Raw genomic sequence first — 20,635 nt, forward strand, 5'->3', positions numbered from 1 at the left:
TTGCGCGCGCAAGCTGTCCATCTGACATTTCCGCATTTCCGTAACACCCCTAGGCGTCGCGGACGAAACCTTCGCTCGCAACCAGAAGGTTGCGCGTGTAGTCCTGCGCTACATTGCGCGTGGCAAGGTCGCCTGCGTCCAGCCGTTCGACCTCCTGTCCGCCCTGCATCACCATCAGCCGCTCGCACATGTGGGTGATGACGCCGAGGTCGTGGCTGACCATGACGAAGGTCAGCTTGCGGTCGCGGCGCACCTGTTCGAGCAGGTTGAGCACCTCGGCCTGGACCGATGCGTCAAGCGCGGAAGTCGGCTCGTCAAGCAGAAGCACCGACGGTTCGAGGATCAGTGCGCGGGCGATCGCCACGCGCTGGCGCTGGCCACCCGAGAGCTGATGCGAGTAGCGGAAGCGGAAGCCGGAGCCGAGGCCGACCTCGTCGAGCGCGCGCTGGATGCGTTTCTCGGTGTCGCCAAAACCGTGAATGTCGAGCGGTTCGAGCAGCAGCCTGTCGACGGTCTGGCGCGGGTGCAGCGAACCGTACGGGTCCTGAAACACCATCTGCACCTGGCGGTAGAACGCCTTGTCGCGGGCCTTGCCCAAGCGCTTGCCGTCAACGTCGATGGTACCGGAAGTCACCGGCGCCAGGCCGGCGACGGCGCGCAACAGCGTCGATTTTCCCGAGCCGGATTCACCGACGAGGCCGAAGGATTCGCCTTGCGCCACGGTCAGGCTGACGTCCTTCAGCGCGACGAAATCGTCATAGACGACGCGCAGCTTGTCGATCGAGAGTGCAGGGGTCACAGCAACCACTCCGGCTGGCGGTCGAGCACGGGCAGCGGGTGCCGGTCGGAACCGATCTTCGGCATGCAGTTGAGCAGGCCTTGCGTGTAGGGGTGCTTCGCCTGCGACAGCTCCGAGGCCTTGAGCTCCTCGACGATCTTGCCGGCATACATGACGATCACCCGGTCGCAGAAGGTCGATACCAGGCGCAGATCGTGCGAGATGAAGATCAACCCCATGCCGCGGTCGATGACGAGGCGGTCGAGAATGCGCAATATGTCGAGCTGGACGGTGACGTCGAGCGCCGAAGTCGGTTCGTCGGCGATCAAAAGTTCCGGACCGGCAATCAGCATCATGGCGATCATGGCGCGCTGGCCCATGCCGCCCGAGACTTCGTGCGGGTAGAGGTCGTAGACGCGCTTGGGGTCGCGGATCTGCACGGCGGCCAGCATGTCGAGAGCGCGCTCGCGGGCTGCCGACTTGCTGACCTTTTCATGCGTCCGCAGCGTCTCCACGATCTGGCGGCCGATGGTCATGACCGGATCGAGCGAATATTTCGGATCCTGCAGGATCATGGCGATGCGGTTGCCACGCAGCGCCCGGCGCTCGGCGATGGAGGCCTTGAGCAGGTCGATGCCGCTGAATTCAAGCCTTCCGGCCCTGATCTCTGCCTGCTGTGGCGTCAGCCCCATGATGGCGCGGCCGGTCTGCGACTTGCCGGAGCCGGACTCACCGACGATGCCGAGCCGCTCCTGGCCAAGCGAAAAAGACACGCCGCGCACAGCTTCGACCACGCCGGTGCGGGTGGGGAAGGAGACACTGAGATTTTCGACATGCAGCAACGTGCTCATTGGCCACCGCTGCGTGTGTCGAGTGCGTCGCGCAGGCCGTCGCCGAGCAGGTTGAAGCCTAGGCTGACGATGAGGATCGCAGCACCCGGTGCTGCCGCCACCCACCATTGGTCGAGGATGAAGCGGCGCCCCGAGGCGATCATCGCGCCCCATTCCGGCAGCGGCGGCTGGGCGCCGAGGCCGAGGAAGCCGAGACCGGCGGCGGTCAGGATGATGCCGGCCATGTCGAGCGTGACGCGGACGATCAGCGAAGAGATGCATAGCGGCATGATGTGGCGGAGCACGATGCGCATCGGCGAGGCACCCATCAATTTCACCGCTGCGATGTAATCGGAATTGCGCACGGTCAGCGTTTCGGCGCGGGCGATGCGGGCATAAGGCGGCCACGAGGTCAGCGCGATGGCGATGATGGCGTTTTCGATGCCGGGCCCGAGAGCGGCGACGAAGGCCAGTGCCAGGACCAGCTTGGGGAAGGCGAGGAAGATGTCGGTGATGCGCATCAGCACCACATCGACCCATCCGCCAGCATAGCCTGCGGCCGTGCCGACCAGAAGGCCGATCGGAGCGGCGATGATCGCCACCAGCACGATGACCTGCAAGGTCAGGCGCGAGCCGTAGATCAGGCGCGAGAGGATGTCGCGGCCCTGGTCGTCTGTGCCGAGCCAATAGGTGGAGCTCGCCGGCAGCAGGCGGGCGTTCTTGAGGTCGCCGATATAGGGCGAATGCGGCGCCAGGAGCGGGGCGAAGGCGGCGATAAACAGCAGCAAAAGGATAATGCCGAGGCCGATGACGGCCAGTCTGTTTGCGGTGAAGCGGCGCCAGGTCAGGTAGGTGCGGCCGAGCCGCGCCTGCAAGCGTGATTGCGGCCGATCGGTGAGGAGCCATTCGCGGCGGGTCATGGCGGTCTCGCTCATCGGATGCGCGTCCTTGGGTCGAGCAGGCGATAGAGCAGGTCCGAGAGCAGGTTGAGCGCGATGAACACCGAACCGATGACGATCGTACCGCCCAGCACCGCGTTCATGTCGGCGTTCTGCAGCGAGTTGGTGATGTAGAGGCCGAGGCCCGGCCAGGCGAAGACGGTTTCGGTCAGCACCGAGCCTTCGAGCAGACCGGCATAAGAAAGGGCAATGACCGTGACCAGCGGCACGGCGGCGTTGCGCAGTGCGTGGCCCCAGATGATGCGGGTTTCCGACAGGCCCTTGGCGCGGGCGGCGACGATGTATTCCTGGCTCAGCTCGTTCAGCATGAAGGAGCGCGTCATGCGGCTGATATAGGCGAGCGAGAAATAGCCGAGCAACGACGCCGGCAGGACGATGTGGGCGAAGATGTCCTTGAAGGCTGCCCAGTCGCGGTTGAGCACTGCGTCGAGCAGGTAGAAGCCGGTGATCGGCGTGAAGGTGTATTCGAACACGACGTCGATGCGGCCGGGGCCGGCAGTCCAGCCCAGGCGGGCGTAGAACACCAGAAGGGCCAGGAGCCCGAGCCAGAAGATCGGCACCGAATAGCCGATCAGGCCGATGATGCGAACGATCTGGTCGGCGAGGCTGCCACGCTTGACGGCAGCGAGTACGCCGAGTGGGATGCCTAGCGCGGCACCGATGACGGTACCGACTGTGGCCAATTCCATGGTCGCGGGGAAGACGCGGCGAATGTCGGCCATGACAGGGTTGGTGGTCAGCACCGAGGTGCCGAAGTCACCTGACAGCACGCCTTTCACGTAGAGATAGAACTGCTGGTAATAGGGCAGGTTGAAGCCCATCTGCTCGCGCGTCCGCTCGACCACGTGAGCCGGCGCCCGGTCGCCGACGATGGCGAGTACGGGGTCGATCGGCACGACACGGCCGATGAAGAAGGTGACGGCCAGAAGGCCGAGATAAGTCGTTCCCACGATCACCACAAAACTGGCGATCGCCTTGAGAATGGCGGAGGCGCGCCTGTTGGCGCGCCTCGCGGGCGTCTGTGTGTCAGCAGTGCTCAATGGTCCGATCCTTTTGCGCATGACTCCCTGGCGGAGGTCATGCGCAGACTCGTATGGCTACAGCGTCGCATTGCGCGTTCCGGAGAACGCGCGGCGCCGTAAAGGATCATTCCTTGGTCACGGGGGCGACGAAGTTCGAGTCGAAGTTTGGCCCGAGCTTGTAGTTCTTGACGTTGCCGCGCAGGCCGGCGACCTCGGTCTGCTGGAAGATCAGCACGAACGGGCTGGTGTCGAGGGCTGCCTGCTGCAGTTCCTTGTACATCGTCGCACGCTTGTCGTTGTCGCGTTCCAGCAAGGCTGCCTTGGTCTTTTCGGTCAGCTCCGGCACATCCCATGCATTGCGCCAGGCCAGCGTCTTCACCGTACCGTCGTCGGCATTGTTCGGGTTGGAGGTGAAGGTTTCGGCGTTGGAGTTCGGATCCCAGTAATCCATGCCCCACTGGCCGATATACATGTCGTGGTTGCGAGCGCGGTACTTGGTCAGGGTCTGCTTGCCGTCGCCGGGGATGATCTCGACCTTCACGCCGGCCTGGCCGACTGTCTGCTGGAAGGACTCGGCAATGCCCGTCACCGGCTGGGTGTTGCGCACGTCCATGGTCACCGAGAAGCCGTCCTTAAGGCCCGCCTTTTCCAGCAGTTCCTTGGCCTTGGCGACGTCGAAGGTGAAGGGGTTGGAATCGAGTGCGCCGAGCACGCCCTTGGCCTGGTAGGTCTGGCGGATTTCTCCGATGCCCTTGATCAGCGTCGAGCCGATGGCATCGTAGTCGACCAGATATTTGAGCGCCTGGCGCACTTCAGGCTTGGCCAGGTTCGGGTTCTTCTGGTTGAGGCTGATGTAGTAGACGGTGCCTTTCGGCGCGCTCGTCGTGGTCAGCTCGGCGTTCTTCGAAATGGCTTCCAGGTCGCCCGGTTCGAGGTTGCGGGCAACATCGATGTCGCCGGCTTCGAGCATCAGGCGCTGGGTCGCGCTTTCCTTGACGTGGCGGTAGATGACGCGGGCAAGCGCCGGCTTGTCGCCATAATAGTTGTCGTTGCGCTCCAGCACGAGGATCTCGTTGGCGCGCCAGTCGCGGATCTTGAACGGACCCGAGCCAGCGTAGCCCGTCTTGAGCCAGCCATTGCCGAAATCGTTGTCGAACTTGTACTCGTCGGTCGGTGTAACAGGAGCGACATGCTCGAGCACCAGCTTGCTGTCCATCACGGCACCGACGGTGGCGGTCAGGCAGTTGAGCACGAAGGACGGCGCATAGGACTTGTCGACGGTGAAGACGAAGGTGCTGTCATCGGCGGCCTTGGCCTTCTCGGTCACGTTGTCCTTGGTCAAGCCGAACTGGGTGAGGATGAAGGCCGGGCTCTTGTCGAGCTTGACCACGCGCTCGAACGACCAGGCGACGTCCTTGGCGGTGATCGGATTGCCCGATGCGAACTTCAGGCCCGGCTTGAGCTTGAAGGTGTAGGTCAGGCCGTCGTCGGAGACGGTCCAGCTTTCGGCGACGCCCGGACGCACCTTGGTGGTGTCGTTGATGTCGAGACGGACCAGCATGTCATAGGCGTTGCCGAGGAATTCGGCCGGGCTGAGCTCGAAGGACTCTGCCGGGTCAAGCGTGATGGTGTCGTCGATGGCCCATGCCTGGACCAGCGTGTCGGCCGGCGTCGCTGCAAGTGCCGGCGCCGCGAAGACCATCGCCGACAGAGCGGCGCCGGCAAGCATCAGACGGAAGTGTCCGTTCATTTTACCAAGCATCATTTTTCAGTTCCCCAAGTTGACGATTATTTGTTGTTAGGCTGCCGTTTCGTGCCAGGCCGAGCGCAAGACCCTCAGCCAGTTGTCGCGGCAGATTTTCGCCAGATCGTCTTCACCGTAGCCCGCGCCGCTGAGGGCGGCAACGAGGTTCTGCAGGCCGGCGGCATCGCCGATCTCGGCAGGCACGGTGGCGCCGTCGAAGTCCGAACCCAGCGCCACGCCATCGATGCCGACATGCTCGACGAGATAGTCGATATGGCGAATCATGTCCGAGAGCGGCGTGTCGACGCTCTTCAGCCCGTCCTCGCGCAGCATGGTGACGGCGAAGTTCAGGCCGACAAGGCCGTTGCTCTCACGCACCGCTGCAAGCTGCTTGTCGGTCAGGTTGCGGCTGATCGGCGTGATCGCATGAACGTTGGAGTGGCTGACGATCAGCGGCTGGTCGCTGAGCTTGGCCACGTCCCAGAAGCCCTTCTCTGTGATGTGGGCGAGGTCGATGGCGATGCCGATGCGATTGCATTCCTTGACCAGCCTCTTGCCGGCTTCGGTCAGGCCGGGGCCGGTGTCGGGGCTCGACGGGAAGGCGAAGGGCACGCCATGGCCGAAGACGGTGTTGCGGCTCCAGACAGGGCCGAGCGAGCGCAGGCCGGCGGCATAAAACACGTCGAGTGCGGCGAGATCGGCGTCGATCGCCTCGCAGCCTTCCATGTGCAGCACGGCTGCAAACTTGCCTTCGGTACGCGCAGCGTCGATGTCGGTGCCTGTGCGGCAGATCTTCCAGCCGCCGGCGCGCTCGATCCTGAAGGCGATCGAGGCCATGTCGAGCGCAATGTCGAGCGACGGGGCGCGTTCGAGCGGCTTGCACAGCGGAATGGCATAGTGGCCGTTCTCGTCGCGCTGCTCGTCGGGCATGTTGGCCGAGGTGATGTAGATGGCGCAGAGTCCGCCGATGAGGCCGCCCTTCTGGGCACGCGGCATGTCGATGTGGCCCTGCCTGGTGCCTTCGATGAACTCCGCAACCGGGTCTGCGCCCTTGGCGGCGTTGTTCCACAACCTGTAAAGCACGTCGTTGTGGCCGTCGAAAACTGCCTGCATCACCTACTCCTGTCTGCGGCGGCAGTTGGATGATGCGCGACAGGGCAAGTCAACCTGTCCGCTGCGGCGTGCTTCATGCCGATGCCGCAAATCCGCTTCGCGCGGCCAGGCAGGACCAAAAGGAATCTTGGCCTGGACCATTCGGCTTCGACGGCCGCATTTGGCGGCACAAACAGCCGCAATCGACGGTGATGTCCGGCAAGTGGCGCTCCGTGAGCTGACCTTGGGGAAGAGCTGCGACCTTCTTCGGTATTGAACTGTGGTGAAGATTTATGCAGGCGGGTGAATGCCTCCGGCGCCGCCGAAGGCTTGATGGCAACTGAAACTGCACAGGAAATTACTTATGTCGGAAGTCAGTCTTCTTGATCATGCCCTCGTGCGCCTCGACGAGGCGGCGAAACATCTGAACGTCGATGCCGATGTGATCGAGAAACTGAAATTCGCCCGCGAGACCACCAAGGCCCGCCTGATGATCCGCATGGACGACGGCTCGCGCAAATCCTTCATCGCCTGGCGCTGCCGCTATGATGACACGCGCGGGCCGACCAAGGGCGGCATCCGCTTCCATCCGGACTCGACCGCCGACGAGGTCGAGATGCTGGCCTTCTGGATGACCTTCAAATGCGCTGTCATGAACCTGCCCTATGGCGGCGGCAAGGGTGCGGTGCAGGTTGATCCCCGCAAGCTGTCCAAAGCCGAGCTGGAACGCCTTTCCCGCGCCTACATGCAGGCATTCGCCCGCATCATCGGCCCTGACCGCGATATCCCGGCCCCTGACGTCTACACCAATTCGATGATCATGGGCTGGATGGCTGACGAGTACGCCCAGATCGTCGGTCAGGCCTCGCCCGCCGTCATCACCGGCAAGCCGCTGGCGCTCGGCGGCTCGCTCGGCCGTGGTGACGCCACCGCGCGCGGCGGTTTCTATCTCGTCCGCCACCTTGCCGACGAGCTTGGGCTGAAGGGCAGCCTGCGCATTGCCGTTCAGGGCTTTGGCAACGCCGGCCAGCACATTGCGCGCCTGCTTGCCTCCGATGGTCACAAGATCGTTGCGGTCTCCGATTCCGAAGGTGCGGTGCAGGCCGCGGATGGGCTCGACCTCGACCGCCTGTTCGTTGCCAAGGAGAGCGGCCGGTCGGTCGTCACCACCGCCGGCCATGGCGGCCATCAGCTGCTCGAAGGCAACGCGCTCGTCGGCGTTGCGTGCGACATACTGGTGCCGTCGGCGCTGGAAAACATGATCCGCATCGACAATGCCGACAGCGTCAAGGCGCGGATCGTGCTCGAACTCGCCAATGGTCCGGTCACCTCGGAAGCCGACGCCGTCCTGGAACAGAAGGGCATCGTCGTCCTGCCCGACATCCTGGCCAATGCCGGCGGTGTCACCGTTTCCTATTTCGAATGGGTGCAGAACCGCCAGGGCTATTACTGGCCGGTCGAGGAGATCCACGACCGGCTGCGCACCATCATGGAACGCGAGGGCCGCGCCATCTGGGACGTCGCCAAGGCCAAGGGCGTTTCTGTGCGCACCGCAGCCTACGTCCATGCGCTCGCGCGCCTTGGCGAGGCGATCGAAGCTCACGGCACGCAGAACTACTTCGCGAGCTGATCCAATCGTATATGCCGCCGGACCGTCTCGGTCCGGCGGCATATGTCCATTGCTGGCTGCGTCCTTCATGCATCCATGGATGCACGATACTCTGGCCTGCTATTTTCCGGTTGAAGCGATGATTGGGTGCGGATAGGGCTGTTGCCTGAAATCCCCCTGCAACCCTTGCCCTTCAGGCAGATCCGGCGGCCCGACAATGTCCTTCATCCCCGATTGGTCGACCATCATCCAGTTCGCGATCGCAACCTTCATAATTGCGATCACGCCCGGACCGGATATGACCCTGTTCGTGGGCCGTGCGCTGTCGGAAGGCCGCAAGGCGGGTTTTGCCTGCATGGCAGGCGCGATGACCGGCATCGTCTTCCACACCACGCTGGTGGCGCTGGGCCTGTCGGCGCTGATCGTCGCTTCGCCGCAAGCCTTCATGGCGCTCAAGATCGTCGGCGCCGGTTATCTGGTCTGGCTCGCCTTCCAGGCGCTTACCAAGGGCTCGGCGTTTTCGCCCGACACCACCAAGCGCGCGCCGCGCTCGGTGTTCCAGAACTGGGCGACCGGGCTGGGCATCAACCTGCTCAACCCGAAGATCATCCTGTTCTTCATGACCTTCCTGCCGCAGTTCGTCTCGGCCCACGACAGCAATGCGCCGGGCAAGCTGTTCTTCCTGGGGGCAATGTTCATCATTCTGTCATTGCCGGTCACTGCCCCGATGGTGATTGCCGCCGACAAGTTTGCCGGCCTGCTCAGGAAGAGCCCGCGCGTGACGCGCATCGTCGACTATCTGTTCGCCGGCGTATTCTCGGCCTTTGCGCTGAAGATCCTCACGGCGCAGGCGAAGTAGAACTGTCCCTGAGCGCACCGGCGAAGCGGCCGGTGACGAACCAGTAAGCAATGCCGCCGATCAGGCCGCTGCCGATGATCGAGACCGGCCAGAGCGGATCGCGATAGGCGAAGCCGCCATCGCCGCTCTGGTAGGCAATGCCGATGAAGACCAGGGCAACGAAGCCACCGGCAAGGGCGTAGAACAGCCAGTCGCGCTTGCCGAGCAACTCGGCCAGCAGCATGACGACTATTGCCGGCACGAAGCCGAAATAGGCGACGAAAAGCGCGATGAAGGGGATGGTGAAGACCATCGAACCGCTTGCCACCTCGGGCGGTATGTCGGCGGATATGAGGCCAGCGACACCCAGGAAGACCACGTTGAGGAAGGCGCTGGCGGCCAGCGATGCCGCAGCATAGCCCAGCACCATGTGGGCGAACTTGCCGAGATAGACGAGGACGCGGCTCACGCCTCGCCGTGTCCCGCAATCATCATCGCCTCGAGCGCCAGGCGCTCGCTCTTTTTCATGCGCTCAGATTCCGATTTGAGCTGGCCGCAGGCGGCGAGGATGTCGCGGCCGCGCGGGGTGCGGATTGGCGAGGCATAGCCGGCATTGTTGATGTAGTCGGCGAACTTCTCGATCGTTTCCCAGTCCGAGCACTGGTAGTTGGTACCGGGCCAGGGGTTGAACGGGATCAGGTTGATCTTAGCCGGCACACCCTTGAGCAGTTTGACCAGTGCCTTGGCGTCCTCAAGGCTGTCGTTGACGTCCTTCAACATCACATATTCGAAGGTGATGCGGCGGGCATTCGACAGGCCGGGATAGTTGCGGCAGGCGTCGATCAGCTCTTTGAGCGGATACTTCTTGTTGATCGGCACGAGCAGGTCGCGCAGATCGTCGTTGGTGGCGTGCAGCGAGATCGCCAGCATGACGCCGATTTCTTCGCCGGTGCGGAAGATTTCGGGCACGACACCAGACGTCGACAGCGTGATGCGGCGCTTGGACAGCGCCAGGCCGTCCCCATCAGACGCAATCAGCAGGGCCTTCTTCACCGCCTCGAAATTGTAGAGCGGCTCGCCCATGCCCATCATGACGATGTTGGAGATTTTCCGTCCCTCGGCCGGCACGATGGCGCCGGCGGGGGTGTTGCGGTCGGGGAAATCGCCGAGCCGGTCGCGCGCCGTCATCAGCTGCGTCAGGATTTCTTCCGCCGTCAGGTTGCGCACCAGCTTCTGCGTGCCGGTGTGGCAGAACGAGCAGGTCAATGTGCAGCCGACCTGGGACGAGATGCACAGCGTGCCGCGGCCTTCCTCGGGAATGTAGACGGTCTCGATCTCGACCGGACGGCCGGCTCCGCGTGGCGGAAAGCGGAACAGCCACTTGCGCGTGCCGTCGGATGAAATCTGCTCCTCGACGATCTCGGGTCGCGCAATGGTGAAATGCTTGGCCAGTTCGGCACGCAGGTCCTTGGAGATGTTGAACATGTCGGCGAAGTCGGAGACGCCGCGGACATACAGCCAGTGCCAGAGCTGCTGGACGCGCATCTTGGCCTGGCGTTCGGGGACGACGCCGGAGCTGACGAGCGCTTCGGCAAGCTCTGCGCGGGTGAGGCCGATCAGCTCGCCCTTGACGGGCGCGGCTGCACGGGCGCGCAACGCGTCACGGGTAGCATCGGTGGTAAGGTCGAGCGAAAGGGTCATTCGGGCTCAGCTAGCTGTAGATATCGGCGAATGTAGGATTTTGGCGCGACATATCACAGGTCTGGCGCTGCGTCACGTTTTGGCGGCCATGCATTTGTGCCGCAGCTTTGCAGTCTGTTAGGCAATGGCTGGGATGCTGGCCCGATGAGCAACATCCTCAACGTTGTCCTGGTGGTGCTCGCCGTCAATCTTGCGGCGTTCGCTGCCTTGTGGCGCGACAAGTACCTGGCCCGCGCCGGCGCCCGGCGCATCCCAGAGAAAACCCTGCTCTGGCTTGCCTTCGCCGGTGGCAGCCTGGGTGCCTTGTCGGCCCAGCACCTGTTCCGGCACAAGACCCGCAAGGAGCCGTTCCGATCGCGACTCTACACGATTGTCGTCGTGCATGTGGTCGCCATTGCCGTGCTCGCGATCTGGCTGATCGCGCCGCAATGGGCTTCGGGGCTGTTCGATGCGCTGAGCCGTCCGGCCTTATCCTAGGCGGAATATCCTTCAGCCCGTGGGTTCAGAATCAACCGGTAGCGTTGTTCCGGCCGGCCGGTGCGTTCATGCGGCACCGGTTTGCCCAGGCGGCGCCAGCGGAGACGTTGGTAAAGCTGGACGGCGCGATCGTTGTCTGAATACACCGCGAGCTCGGCTGCATCGTAACCGCGTTCGCGCAACAATACAGTGATGCCGGCCAGCAATTCGGCGGCTGCGCCCTTGCCCCAATGGTCCGGGTCGACGCCGACATAGTGGAGTTCGGCCACCTTGCCGTCGGGCATCGGTGCAATGGCGCCGAAGGCAACTGTGGTCCCGTCACCGGCCTCGGCAATTGCGAGCAGCGCCCGCTCGGAGCTGTCGAGCACGCTCGAGATGACCGGCCGGGCTTCATCAAGCGTCGCAACGTCGGGATCGTTGTCGCGGGCCGCAGTAGCGCGCGCCCAGACGATCGCGGCCCGGTCAAGATGGGTTTTGGTGCCGTCGATGATCCTGTGCGTCTTCAGATCCTGGCTCCCATTGCGAAAAAGCCGGGCGATCGGACCGCCCGGCCTTCTGAAACCTGTGTTGCGCCTGCGCTTACTTGCAGGTGGTGATCGACGTCAGTGCCGCCGATATGCCCTTGAGCGAAAAGACGTAGTTGGTCGGGTTCCCGCGGCCTGATTTGGCCGAAACCTTCATGTCGGTGCCACCCTTCATGGCGGCGATCAGCGCCGGCTCTTCGGCGGCATTCTCGACCCACGCCGATTTGCCCTTGGTGAACATCGAAAACGACTTGTCGCCGATGGTGACGGAGACCTTGGAGTTTTCCTGGAAATTGTAGCCGGCAATGAACTGCGGTTCGAAGGAAACCTTCTGGCCGGGGCGCTGGCTGACGAAGAAGAACATGTCGCCATGGTCGAGCGTCGGCGGCTGCTTGTCGGTCGGCACCGTCAGCACGTAGCAGACCTTGCCGTTCTGGGCCTGGTAGCTGTAGGTGCCCCAGGCGTTGTGCTGGCCGATCTTTGTCGCCGACTGGGCGAGCGCCGGCATTGCCGACACTGCAAGCACCAGACCCGAAATTGTAGCTATCAAACCGCGCATCGTTTTTCCTGTAGTTCAAATGGAGCGGGGCAGGCCGACTGCGCGCCCGCCCATTCGCTTCATTTTGATTTAATCTGGGTTACCAAAGGGTGAATGCTTTGCAGAAAGGACATTCATCGTATGGAACCCCGCCAAACTGCCTGTCGTGGACAGGCGCCTTGTCCCTTCAGTGGTTTGAAGACCACGAAAACGGCAAGAGTTTGACTTTTCGTTTCAGGATGAAACAAGCGGGGCGCCGCCGTCATTGGTCCTGCGACAGCGCTTCCCTCGCGGCAAGGCGGTGAGCTGGTGTCATATGCGCCCTGACCGCCGCGATCGCCGCGGTCAGCACGGCGATGTCGTCGGTGAAGCCGAGACCCAGTATGACGTCGGGGATGGTGTCGACCGGCAGGACGAAATAGCCGAGCGCGGCCAGCAGGATACCCTTGGCGCGCAGCGGCGTATCCTTGTCCAGCGCGCAATAATAGGCCGCCACCACCTCTTCCATGAAGGGCACGTGGCGGGCAGCGCGCTTGGCGGTGCGCCAGAATTTCTCGCGCACCTCGGCTTCGCTTGCCGGAGCATCGTTGCTGCTGCCGCGAAAGCTGTCAAAGCCGGGGAACTTCACCATCCAGACAATCTCCTTTGCCCGAACTCTATCTTCTGGCGCTTGCCGGAAACCTGTTTCGGTCTCCGGGTCAATGCGCGATCAAAGATGTGGGATGGTTCGGCCTCCGCTGCAAGATGCTGGAGTCAAGAACCGAAATAGCTGTTTATGCGCTTGGCGAGCTTGAAATCCAGCTCGGTCAGCCCGCCGGCATCGTGGGTATTCAGTGTCACATCGACAGTCTTGTAGACGTTCGACCAGTCGGGATGGTGGTCGAGCTGCTCCGCCGCCATGGCGACGCGGGTCATGAAGGCGAAGGCCTCGCTGAAGTTCTTGAACACGAAGCTGCGCTGCATCGACAGCCCGTCGGCGGCAAGTGTCCAGCCGCCGAGCGCATCGAGCGCTGACTTCAGCTCCTCTTGTCCAAGTTTCTCTCTGGCCATTTCATGCTCCCGTGATATGCGAAGTGTTCACCAGCATAGCGCGGGATCCATGAGCGAGAAGCCGGTAAAATCAATTCTCTTCGTTTGCCTCGGCAACATTTGCCGTTCGCCGCTGGCCGAAGGCGTGTTTCGGGCCGTGCTCAGCGAACGCGGGCTGGATGGCGAATACACAATCGACTCTGCGGGCACCGGCGGCTGGCACGCGGGTTCGGCGCCGGATCCGCGTTCGATTGCGGTTGCGGCCGAGCATGGCATCGACATCACCGCCCAGCAGGCCCGCAAGGTGGTGGCGCGCGATTTCGAGCGCTTCGACCTGATCCTCGGCATGGACCGCTCCAATGTCGACGATCTCAGGGCGCTTGCGCCGGCGGGCTCCGGCGAGCGTGTCGAGCTTTTCATCGGCCCGGCCGTGGGTGGACCGCAGGACGTGCCCGATCCCTATTATGGCGGTGAAGACGGGTTCGCTGCGGTCTACCGCATGATCCGTGATGCTTCCGAGGCGCTTGCCGACCGGCTGGCGGCGCGGGCATCCGCGCCGTTCAGTGGCCAGGCTTCCTCGACGATGTAGGGGCCGCCGCCGACCGAGTCGCGCGACGACATCAAAACGAAACGGCCGACGCGGAAAGGCACGGTGGCGAAATTGCCGCGTGCCGACAGATAGTGCGCGACGTCGAGCGGGCTGGTGTTCCTGAGCCGAGCCAGGGTGACATGCGGCGTGAATTTGCGCGGATCGGACGGCAGACCGAGGCGCTTGCTGATGCGCTCGATCTCGGCCTGTAGCGCATTCATCTCCGGCGAGGGTGTGACGCCGGCCCAGACCGCGTGCGGCTTTTTCTGACCGAAGGCGCCGACTCCTGAAAGCGTGAGCTGGAAGCTCGGACGGTCGACACGGTCGAGTGCTTCGACGATCTCGTCGGCGACGTGGCCTTCGATGTCGCCGAAGAAACGCAAGGTGAGGTGATAGTTTTCGACATCGATCCAGCGGGCGCCTGGCAGGCCGCCCCTGAGCAGCGACAGCGATAAGGCGGCATCACGCGGAATTTCGAGGGCGGTGAAAAGTCGCGGCATGGCCAGGCTCCCTTCCTCGAATCGCAGTTCGTAGGGCTCAGCGAATCATCGATCGCTGCGCCGGGCAAGGGCTTTGTTCAGCGCCTGCTGTTTCGACCACGCAACGAAATCGGATGTGTTGCAACGATGCATGACGACGTTCATTTGCCGGCAATTGCCTTTTCGACAGTCGGCAGCGCCTTTGCGACCATGCGGTCGATACCTTCTGCTGTCGGGTGCATGCCGTCCTCCAAAAGCAGTTTCGGATCACCGGCGACGCCGTCGAGAAAGAACGGATAAAGCGTCACGCGGTACTTCTCGGCCAGCCTCGGATAGATCGTGCCGAATTGTTCGCCATAAGCGTGACCGAGATTTGGCGCGGCAACCATGCCGGCCAGCAGCACCTCGATCGTTCGCTCCTGGAGCCGGGCAAGCATCTTGTCGAGGTTCTGTTCGACGAGCGCCGGGTCGATACCGCGCAGCATGTCGTTGGCGCCGAGTTCCAATATGACCAGTTGCGTTCCGTCGGGGACGGACCAGTCGAGCCGCGACAGGCCGCCGCTTGTGGTGTCGCCGGAGACGCCGGCATTGGTAATCACGACATCGTGACCATTGTTGCGTAGCGCCTTTTCAAGCTTTTCGGGAAAGCTCTCGCCGGGATTGAGGCCATATCCGGCCATCAGGCTGTCGCCAAAGCCGACGATCTTGAATGGTTCGGCCCAAACCGGGGCAATGGTCGTGAAAACGGCAAGAGACGCTGCAAGGAATGCGAACGTCAGATGTTTCAATGCCATGTCTCAAAACCCATATGACGGAAAAATTCGCGTCTCTTTCACTTTCATATAGGACAGATTTGCCGTGACAGAAGCAGTCATCGAACTGAGAGACGTGTCGTTGACGCTTGGTACGGGGGCTTCGTCCGTGCATGTGCTGAAGGGCGTGAGCCTCGATGTCGCCGCCGGCGAGGCGACCGGCATCGTCGGCCCCTCCGGGTCCGGAAAGTCGACGCTGCTGATGGTCCTGGCCGGACTGGAACGTGTCGATGACGGTACGGTCAAGATCGCCGGCGAACTGCTCAACGGTCGCAGCGAGGACCAGATCGCCGCGTTTCGCGGCCGCAACATCGGCATCGTCTTCCAGTCGTTCCACCTGATCCCCAACATGACGGCGCTGGAAAACGTCGCCGTGCCGCTCGAACTGGCTGGCAAGCGTGACGCTTTCGCCATCGCCGAGCGCGAGCTGGCGGCTGTCGGCCTCGCCGACAGGGTGACGCATTATCCGGGCGAGTTGTCAGGCGGCGAGCAGCAGCGCGTGGCGATTGCGCGGGCGCTGGCGCCGGAGCCGCGAATCCTCATCGCCGACGAGCCGACCGGCAATCTCGACCAGGCGACGGGCCGGCAGATCGCCGACCTTCTGTTCGCCAAGGCTGCCGAACGGGCCATGACGCTTGTGCTGGTAACGCATGACCCCGCACTTGCCGCGCGTTGCGACAGGCAGGTGGCGATGCGCTCGGGGCGGATCGAGACTGCCGCTGTCGCGCCACTGGCCGAGAAGGTCAGGGCATAAACGCAGATGCTGAAAGACCTGCCTCTTGCCTTCCGCTTTGCCTCGCGTGAGATGCGCGGCGGCCTGCGCGGCTTCCTGATTTTCCTGACCTGCATCGCGCTTGGCGTGGCCGCGATCGGCGGCGTCAATTCGGTGGCACGCGCCATCACCGCCGGCGTTGCCAGCGAAGGCCAGGCGCTGCTCGGCGGAGACATCCGCTTCCAGCTGATCCAGCGTGAGGCAACCGACAAGGAAAAGACCTTCCTCGACAGCCTCGGCTCCGTCTCCCACAATGCCGGCATGCGCTCGATGGCGCGGCTGGAGGACGGCAGCGACCAGTCTCTGGTCGAGGCCAAGGCCGTCGACGATGCCTATCCGCTCTACGGTCAGCTGGTAACTGAACCGGCGCTGCCGCGGGACGAAATCTTTGCCGAGCGTTCGGGTGTCTTCGGCGCCGCTGCACCGGACCTGTTGTTCGAACGGCTCAATCTCAAGCTCGGCGATCGCATCAAGCTCGGCAGCGCGACCTTCGATCTCCGGGCAAAGCTCGTCACCGAGCCCGACGCGGTCTCCGACGGTTTCGGCTTTGCACCCCGGCTGCTGGTGTCGATGGAGGGGCTGAGCGCCTCCGGCTTGATCCAGCCGGGCAGTCTCGTCGAGCATGCCTACAAGGTGCGCATGCCTGTCGGCGCCAGCGAAGCGGAAGTGGCTGATGTGCGCGAGCGCGCGAATGCCGAGTTCCCCGAGGCCGGCTGGAGCGTGCGGACAAGGACCAATGCGGCACCCGCGCTGTCGGCCAATATCGAGCGCTTCACCCAGTTTCTGACGCTTGTCGGCCTGACCTCGCTGGTGGTCGGCGGTGTCGGCGTGGCAAATGCCGTGCGCGCCTATCTCGATGGCAAGCGGGGTGTGATCGCAACGTTCAAGAGCCTGGGCGCCTCGGGCGGCTTCGTGCTGACGGTCTATCTGATCCAGATCCTGCTCATCGCCGGGCTCGGCATTATGATCGGCCTGTTACTGGGCGCGATGATGCCGTTTGCGGCAAGTGCCGCACTGCAGTCGGTCATCCCGGTGCCGGCCGAAGCCGGCGTCTATCCGGCAGCGCTTGCCATGGCGGCACTGTTCGGCGTTCTGGTGACGTTGGCCTTCGCCATCCTGCCGCTCGGCCGCGCCCGTGACGTGCCGGCCACTGCCCTGTTCCGCGAGATGGGCTTCGAGGGCCGTGGACTGCCGCGGCTGGTATACATTGCGACGGCGCTCGGCATTGCTGCCGTGCTTGCAGCGCTTGCCATCTGGTTTGCCGGCGACCGCCGCATCGCCACCATCTTCGTCGGCGCGACCATGTTTTCGTTCCTGGTGCTGCGCGCCGTGGCCGTCGCCGTGCAGTGGCTGGCGCGCAGAAGTCCGCGCGTGCGCTCGACGGCGCTCAGGCTTGCCATCGGCAACATCCATCGGCCCGGCGCGCTGACGCCGTCGGTGGTGCTGTCGCTCGGGCTCGGGTTGACGCTGCTGGTGACGCTGGCGCTGATCGACGGCAATCTGCGCCGCCAGATCGCCGGCAGCCTGCCGGAGCGGGCGCCGAACTTCTTCTTCGTCGACATCCAGCCTGACCAGGTCGACAGCTTTGCCAAGCTGGTCGAGGCGGAGGCGCCTGGCGGCAAGCTGGTGCGGGTGCCGATGCTGCGCGGCCGTGTCATGGCACTCAACGGCACCGACGTGCAGAAGCTCAATGTGCCGCCGGAAGGCGCCTGGGTGCTGCGCGGCGACCGCGGCCTGACCTATGCCAAGAACCTGCCGGAGAATTCGACGCTGTCGCAGGGCACGTGGTGGCCGGCCGACTATGCCGGCGAGCCGCTGGTGTCCTTCTCGGCGCAGGAAGCAGGCGAGCTCGGCCTCAAGCTCGGCGACATGGTGACGGTCAACGTGCTGGGTCGCAACGTGACGGCCAGGATCGCCAATTTCCGCGAAGTGCAGTGGGAATCGATGGGCATCAACTTCGTCATGGTGTTTTCGCCTAATACCTTCGCCGGGGCGCCGCATAGCTGGTTGGCGACTTTGACCGAAGACAAGGCAGCGCCCGCCGACGAGGCCAAGATCCTGAACGCGGTGACGCGCAGCTACCCGGCAATCACCACCGTGCGTGTCAAGGACGCGCTCGATGTGGTCAATCGGCTGGTCGCCCAGCTCGGCACGGCGATCCGGGCTGCTGCCGGCGTCGCCCTGATCGCCTCGGTGCTGGTGCTGGCCGGCGCTCTTGCGGCCGGCAACCGGGCCCGGGTCCACGACGCGGTCATCCTGAAGACGCTGGGCGCGACGCGGCGGACGCTGATATCGGCGTTTTCGCTCGAGTACATGTTGATCGGCCTCGCCACCGCGGTCTTCGCGCTCGCCGCCGGCGGGGTCGCGGCCTGGTTCGTCGTCGCGCGAATCATGACGCTGCCGTCATCCTTCCTGCCGGAGGTCGCAGTTGCGACGATCGTCTTTGCCCTGGTGCTGACTGTCGGCTTCGGTCTCGTCGGTACTTGGCGCGTTCTTGGCCACAAGGCGGCGCCGGTCCTGCGCAGCGAATGACGAAATGCCGTTGCGCGGGCTGGACTTCAACGACATTTGTATGAGAATGTGCGCTCACAGCCGGTTTCAAGGCGTTACAGGCCTTGTTTAGGCCTGAAAGAAACATCATATTTCGGCGGAGGCATGCTGGAGTCCCGCCAGCGGCGCCTGGGTCTCGGCCTGACACCCGACGGGGCAGAAGCAACAGAGGAAACCATGTCCGACTTTAGAAACTACCAGACGCGCATGGCGACGGCAGGCAGCCGAACCGACGCGTCGATCGACGAAGGCCTGCGCGCCTACATGCTCAAGGTGTACAACCTTATGGCGCTCGGCCTGGTCATCACCGGTCTTGCAGCGCTGGGCACCATGATGCTGGCGACCACCAACGACCCTGCCAACGCCGTCGCCACGATGGGCAACGGCAAGATGCTGACCAGCCTCGGCGTCGCGCTCTATGGCTCGCCGCTGAAGTGGGTCGTCATGCTGGCACCGCTCGGCATGGTGTTCTTCCTGAGCGCCCGCATCCAATCGATGAGCGTCTCCGGCGCGCAGACTGCGTTCTGGGTGTTCGCCGGCCTGATGGGTCTGTCGTTGTCGTCGATCTTCCTGGTCTATACCAGCGCCAGCATCGTCCAGACCTTCTTCATCACGGCGACCGCCTTCGGCGCGCTCTCGCTGGTAGGCTACACGACCAAGCGTGATCTGACCGCCATGGGCACGTTCCTGACCATGGGTGTGATCGGCCTGCTGATCGCGATGGTGGTCAACATCTTCCTGCAGTCGCCGGCCCTGCAGTTCGCCATCTCGGCGATCGGCGTGCTGGTGTTCGCTGGCCTGACCGCCTACGACACGCAGAAGATCAAGGAGATGTATTTCGACGGCGACGACGTGCTCGTCTCCGGCCGCAAGGCGATCATGGGCGCGCTCACGCTCTATCTCGACTTCATCAACCTGTTCTCGTTCATGCTGTCGTTCCTGGGCAACCGCGAGTAATCAGCTGGACCATCAGACTTTCGAAGGGCGGCCAATGGCCGCCCTTTTCATTTGTGCGGAGCTTTGCTCTAATGAAGGGCAGAAATATGGACTGCCTAAAAAATGAGCATGACGATACGGCACGCGCTGCCTGACGACCTCGATCGGATCACCGAGATCTATCATGACGCGGTACTCAACGGCACGGCGAGCTACGAACTCGAGCCGCCATCACGTGACGAGATGGGTGAGCGCTACGTCAGTTTGACGGATGCCGGCTATCCCTACCTCGTCGCCGAGCGCGACGGCGTTGTCCTCGGCTACGCCTATGCCGGTCCGTTTCGGGCGCGCCCGGCCTACCGCTTCATCGTCGAGGACTCGATCTATGTCGCGCCCGACGCCAAGGGATCCGGCATCGGCAAGGCACTGATGCAGGCGCTGATCGACGAGTCGACGGTGCTGGGTTTCCGCCAGATCGTCGCCGTCATCGGCGACGGCCATGCCGATAGCGCCTCGGTAAAGCTGCATGAAAAGCTCGGCTTCCACCACACCGGTCGCATGGAAGGCTCGGGCTACAAGCATGGGCGCTGGCTCGACACAGTGTTCATGCAGCTGGCGCTGAATGGCGGCGCGACGCTGCCGCCGGATCCGGGCTCGATGCCCGAGCGCCGTTTCGTGGCCAGAGGCGGCAGGGGCTGAGTGGTCAGCTGGTTCCGCCGACAAGCGGCACGAAGCGCACCGCAACCAACGCCTTCTGTGTGAAGTCGGCGTTGCCGGTTCGCACGATCTTGACCAGTTGCTGATCGCCGAGTGGGCCGAGCGGCATGACCAGCCGGCCGCCGATCGCCAGTTGCTGTTTCCAGGCTGTCGGTACGATGCGTGAGCCCGCCGCCGACAGGATCGCGTCGAACGGCGCTTCGGCCTCGCAGCCTACCGAACCGTCGCCTGACTTGACTTCGATGTTCGCATAGCCGAGCCGCTGCAGCCTTGTCCTGGCGCGGTCTGCCAGCGAAGCGATGCGTTCGATGGTCGTGACCCAACCGCCAAGCTCGGCCATGACGGCGGCCGCGTAACCTGAGCCGGTGCCTATCTCCAGGATTTTGTGACTGTCGTTGAGCTCCGCTGCCCACGCCATCAGCGCCACGATGTAGGGCTGTGAGATCGTCTGGTCATTGTCGATGGGAAGTGCCGTGTCGTCATAGGCGCGGTCACGCAGGGCCTCCGGCACGAATTGCTCGCGCGGCACCGCTTTCATGGCTTCCAGCACCGCCGGCTCGGTCATACCGCGCCGGGCGATCTGGTAGTCTACCATCCTGAGGCGCGCTGCCCGGTAGTCGATCATGGCCTGCCTGCCGT

Annotated in this window: 24 protein-coding genes; 8 read left to right on the forward strand and 16 right to left on the reverse strand. The window is 63.5% G+C overall.

Annotated features, from left to right (window positions below):
• Positions 1 to 49 precede the first annotated feature (49 nt).
• From DY201_RS04220 to DY201_RS04245, 6 genes are all read right to left on the reverse strand, one after another.
• Positions 50 to 799 carry an ABC transporter ATP-binding protein gene (locus DY201_RS04220; RefSeq protein WP_115730123.1) on the reverse strand — a complete coding sequence of 250 codons (750 nt, stop codon included), beginning with the start codon at positions 797 to 799 and terminating at the stop codon, positions 50 to 52.
• Positions 796 to 1,629, reverse strand: coding sequence for an ABC transporter ATP-binding protein (locus DY201_RS04225; RefSeq protein WP_115730124.1), 834 nt, complete (start codon positions 1,627 to 1,629; stop codon positions 796 to 798). Before DY201_RS04225 ends, DY201_RS04220 begins: the two co-directional genes overlap by 4 nt.
• Positions 1,626 to 2,543, reverse strand: a complete 918-nt coding sequence (nikC, locus tag DY201_RS04230) for a nickel transporter permease (protein WP_115730125.1) — start codon at positions 2,541 to 2,543, stop codon at positions 1,626 to 1,628. The genes DY201_RS04225 and nikC overlap by 4 nt, the downstream gene beginning before the upstream one ends.
• Positions 2,540 to 3,628, reverse strand: coding sequence for an ABC transporter permease (locus DY201_RS04235; RefSeq protein ID WP_115730126.1), 1,089 nt, complete (start codon positions 3,626 to 3,628; stop codon positions 2,540 to 2,542). Before DY201_RS04235 ends, nikC begins: the two co-directional genes overlap by 4 nt.
• An 85-nt stretch (positions 3,629 to 3,713) precedes the next feature.
• Positions 3,714 to 5,351: an ABC transporter substrate-binding protein gene (locus DY201_RS04240; protein ID WP_115733580.1), complete on the reverse strand. Its 1,638-nt coding sequence runs from the start codon at positions 5,349 to 5,351 to the stop codon at positions 3,714 to 3,716.
• A 36-nt stretch (positions 5,352 to 5,387) separates the two neighbouring features.
• A complete protein-coding gene (locus DY201_RS04245; RefSeq protein WP_115730127.1) occupies positions 5,388 to 6,446 on the reverse strand; it encodes a dipeptidase in 1,059 nt (352 codons plus the stop codon).
• Between the two features lie 343 nt (positions 6,447 to 6,789).
• Between DY201_RS04245 and DY201_RS04255 the strand changes: the two genes are divergently transcribed.
• A complete protein-coding gene (locus DY201_RS04255; RefSeq protein WP_115730129.1) occupies positions 6,790 to 8,055 on the forward strand; it encodes a Glu/Leu/Phe/Val family dehydrogenase in 1,266 nt (421 codons plus the stop codon).
• 99 nt (positions 8,056 to 8,154) lie between these two features.
• Here DY201_RS04255 and DY201_RS28905 read toward each other — a convergent pair whose 3' ends face one another.
• On the reverse strand, positions 8,155 to 8,307 hold the full coding sequence (locus DY201_RS28905; RefSeq protein WP_165916091.1) for a hypothetical protein: 153 nt from the start codon (positions 8,305 to 8,307) through the stop codon (positions 8,155 to 8,157).
• On the opposite strand from DY201_RS28905, the gene DY201_RS04260 reads away from it, so the two are divergent.
• Entirely contained in the window at positions 8,252 to 8,893 is a 642-nt protein-coding gene (locus DY201_RS04260) for a LysE family translocator (protein ID WP_115730130.1), read from the forward strand. The two genes, DY201_RS28905 and DY201_RS04260, sit on opposite strands and share 56 nt — an antisense overlap.
• On the opposite strand, the gene DY201_RS04265 is transcribed toward DY201_RS04260, so the two are convergent.
• Positions 8,874 to 9,341, reverse strand: a complete 468-nt coding sequence (locus DY201_RS04265) for a hypothetical protein (protein WP_115730131.1) — start codon at positions 9,339 to 9,341, stop codon at positions 8,874 to 8,876. The two genes, DY201_RS04260 and DY201_RS04265, sit on opposite strands and share 20 nt — an antisense overlap.
• A complete protein-coding gene (gene rlmN, locus DY201_RS04270; RefSeq protein ID WP_115730132.1) occupies positions 9,338 to 10,573 on the reverse strand; it encodes a dual-specificity RNA methyltransferase RlmN in 1,236 nt (411 codons plus the stop codon). Before rlmN ends, DY201_RS04265 begins: the two co-directional genes overlap by 4 nt.
• Positions 10,574 to 10,717: 144 nt before the next feature.
• Between rlmN and DY201_RS04275 the strand changes: the two genes are divergently transcribed.
• Complete coding sequence (locus DY201_RS04275; protein WP_115730133.1) at positions 10,718 to 11,050, forward strand: DUF1294 domain-containing protein; 333 nt, start codon at positions 10,718 to 10,720, stop codon at positions 11,048 to 11,050.
• Here DY201_RS04275 and DY201_RS04280 read toward each other — a convergent pair.
• The 4 genes from DY201_RS04280 to DY201_RS04295 all read right to left on the reverse strand — a co-directional run bounded on the left by DY201_RS04280 (position 11,047) and on the right by DY201_RS04295 (position 13,162).
• Positions 11,047 to 11,589, reverse strand: a complete 543-nt coding sequence (locus DY201_RS04280; protein WP_115730134.1) for a GNAT family N-acetyltransferase — start codon at positions 11,587 to 11,589, stop codon at positions 11,047 to 11,049. The two genes, DY201_RS04275 and DY201_RS04280, sit on opposite strands and share 4 nt — an antisense overlap.
• 40 nt (positions 11,590 to 11,629) lie before the next feature.
• Positions 11,630 to 12,133: an invasion associated locus B family protein gene (locus DY201_RS04285; RefSeq protein WP_115730135.1), complete on the reverse strand. Its 504-nt coding sequence runs from the start codon at positions 12,131 to 12,133 to the stop codon at positions 11,630 to 11,632.
• A gap of 241 nt (positions 12,134 to 12,374) precedes the next feature.
• Positions 12,375 to 12,743 carry a YkvA family protein gene (locus tag DY201_RS04290; protein ID WP_115730136.1) on the reverse strand — a complete coding sequence of 123 codons (369 nt, stop codon included), beginning with the start codon at positions 12,741 to 12,743 and terminating at the stop codon, positions 12,375 to 12,377.
• A gap of 122 nt (positions 12,744 to 12,865) precedes the next feature.
• Positions 12,866 to 13,162: a 4a-hydroxytetrahydrobiopterin dehydratase gene (locus DY201_RS04295; protein WP_115730137.1), complete on the reverse strand. Its 297-nt coding sequence runs from the start codon at positions 13,160 to 13,162 to the stop codon at positions 12,866 to 12,868.
• A gap of 49 nt (positions 13,163 to 13,211) precedes the next feature.
• On the opposite strand from DY201_RS04295, the gene DY201_RS04300 reads away from it, so the two are divergent.
• On the forward strand, positions 13,212 to 13,730 hold the full coding sequence (locus tag DY201_RS04300) for a low molecular weight protein-tyrosine-phosphatase (RefSeq protein WP_115730138.1): 519 nt from the start codon (positions 13,212 to 13,214) through the stop codon (positions 13,728 to 13,730).
• Here DY201_RS04300 and thpR read toward each other — a convergent pair.
• Together thpR and DY201_RS04310 are read right to left on the reverse strand one after the other, a co-directional pair.
• On the reverse strand, positions 13,634 to 14,230 hold the full coding sequence (thpR, locus tag DY201_RS04305; RefSeq protein WP_115730139.1) for an RNA 2',3'-cyclic phosphodiesterase: 597 nt from the start codon (positions 14,228 to 14,230) through the stop codon (positions 13,634 to 13,636). The two genes, DY201_RS04300 and thpR, sit on opposite strands and share 97 nt — an antisense overlap.
• A 140-nt stretch (positions 14,231 to 14,370) precedes the next feature.
• Entirely contained in the window at positions 14,371 to 15,003 is a 633-nt protein-coding gene (locus DY201_RS04310; RefSeq protein ID WP_165916092.1) for an arylesterase, read from the reverse strand.
• Between the two features lie 64 nt (positions 15,004 to 15,067).
• On the opposite strand from DY201_RS04310, the gene DY201_RS04315 reads away from it, so the two are divergent.
• The 4 genes from DY201_RS04315 to DY201_RS04330 all read left to right on the forward strand — a co-directional run bounded on the left by DY201_RS04315 (position 15,068) and on the right by DY201_RS04330 (position 19,978).
• Positions 15,068 to 15,775, forward strand: a complete 708-nt coding sequence (locus tag DY201_RS04315) for an ABC transporter ATP-binding protein (RefSeq protein ID WP_115730140.1) — start codon at positions 15,068 to 15,070, stop codon at positions 15,773 to 15,775.
• Between the two features lie 6 nt (positions 15,776 to 15,781).
• The gene (locus DY201_RS04320; protein WP_115730141.1) at positions 15,782 to 18,325 is read left to right on the forward strand and encodes an ABC transporter permease; all 2,544 of its coding nucleotides are present in this window, start codon (positions 15,782 to 15,784) and stop codon (positions 18,323 to 18,325) included.
• Between the two features lie 195 nt (positions 18,326 to 18,520).
• A complete protein-coding gene (locus DY201_RS04325) occupies positions 18,521 to 19,300 on the forward strand; it encodes a Bax inhibitor-1/YccA family protein (RefSeq protein ID WP_115733582.1) in 780 nt (259 codons plus the stop codon).
• A 102-nt stretch (positions 19,301 to 19,402) separates the two neighbouring features.
• A complete protein-coding gene (locus DY201_RS04330; RefSeq protein WP_115730142.1) occupies positions 19,403 to 19,978 on the forward strand; it encodes a GNAT family N-acetyltransferase in 576 nt (191 codons plus the stop codon).
• Between the two features lie 4 nt (positions 19,979 to 19,982).
• Here the strand turns inward: DY201_RS04330 and DY201_RS04335 are convergent, their stop codons facing one another.
• Positions 19,983 to 20,621: a protein-L-isoaspartate(D-aspartate) O-methyltransferase gene (locus DY201_RS04335; protein ID WP_115733583.1), complete on the reverse strand. Its 639-nt coding sequence runs from the start codon at positions 20,619 to 20,621 to the stop codon at positions 19,983 to 19,985.
• Between the last annotated feature and the right edge of the window lie 14 nt (positions 20,622 to 20,635).

This window comes from Aminobacter aminovorans (genome assembly GCF_900445235.1).
Lineage (GTDB): Bacteria > Pseudomonadota > Alphaproteobacteria > Rhizobiales > Rhizobiaceae > Aminobacter > Aminobacter aminovorans.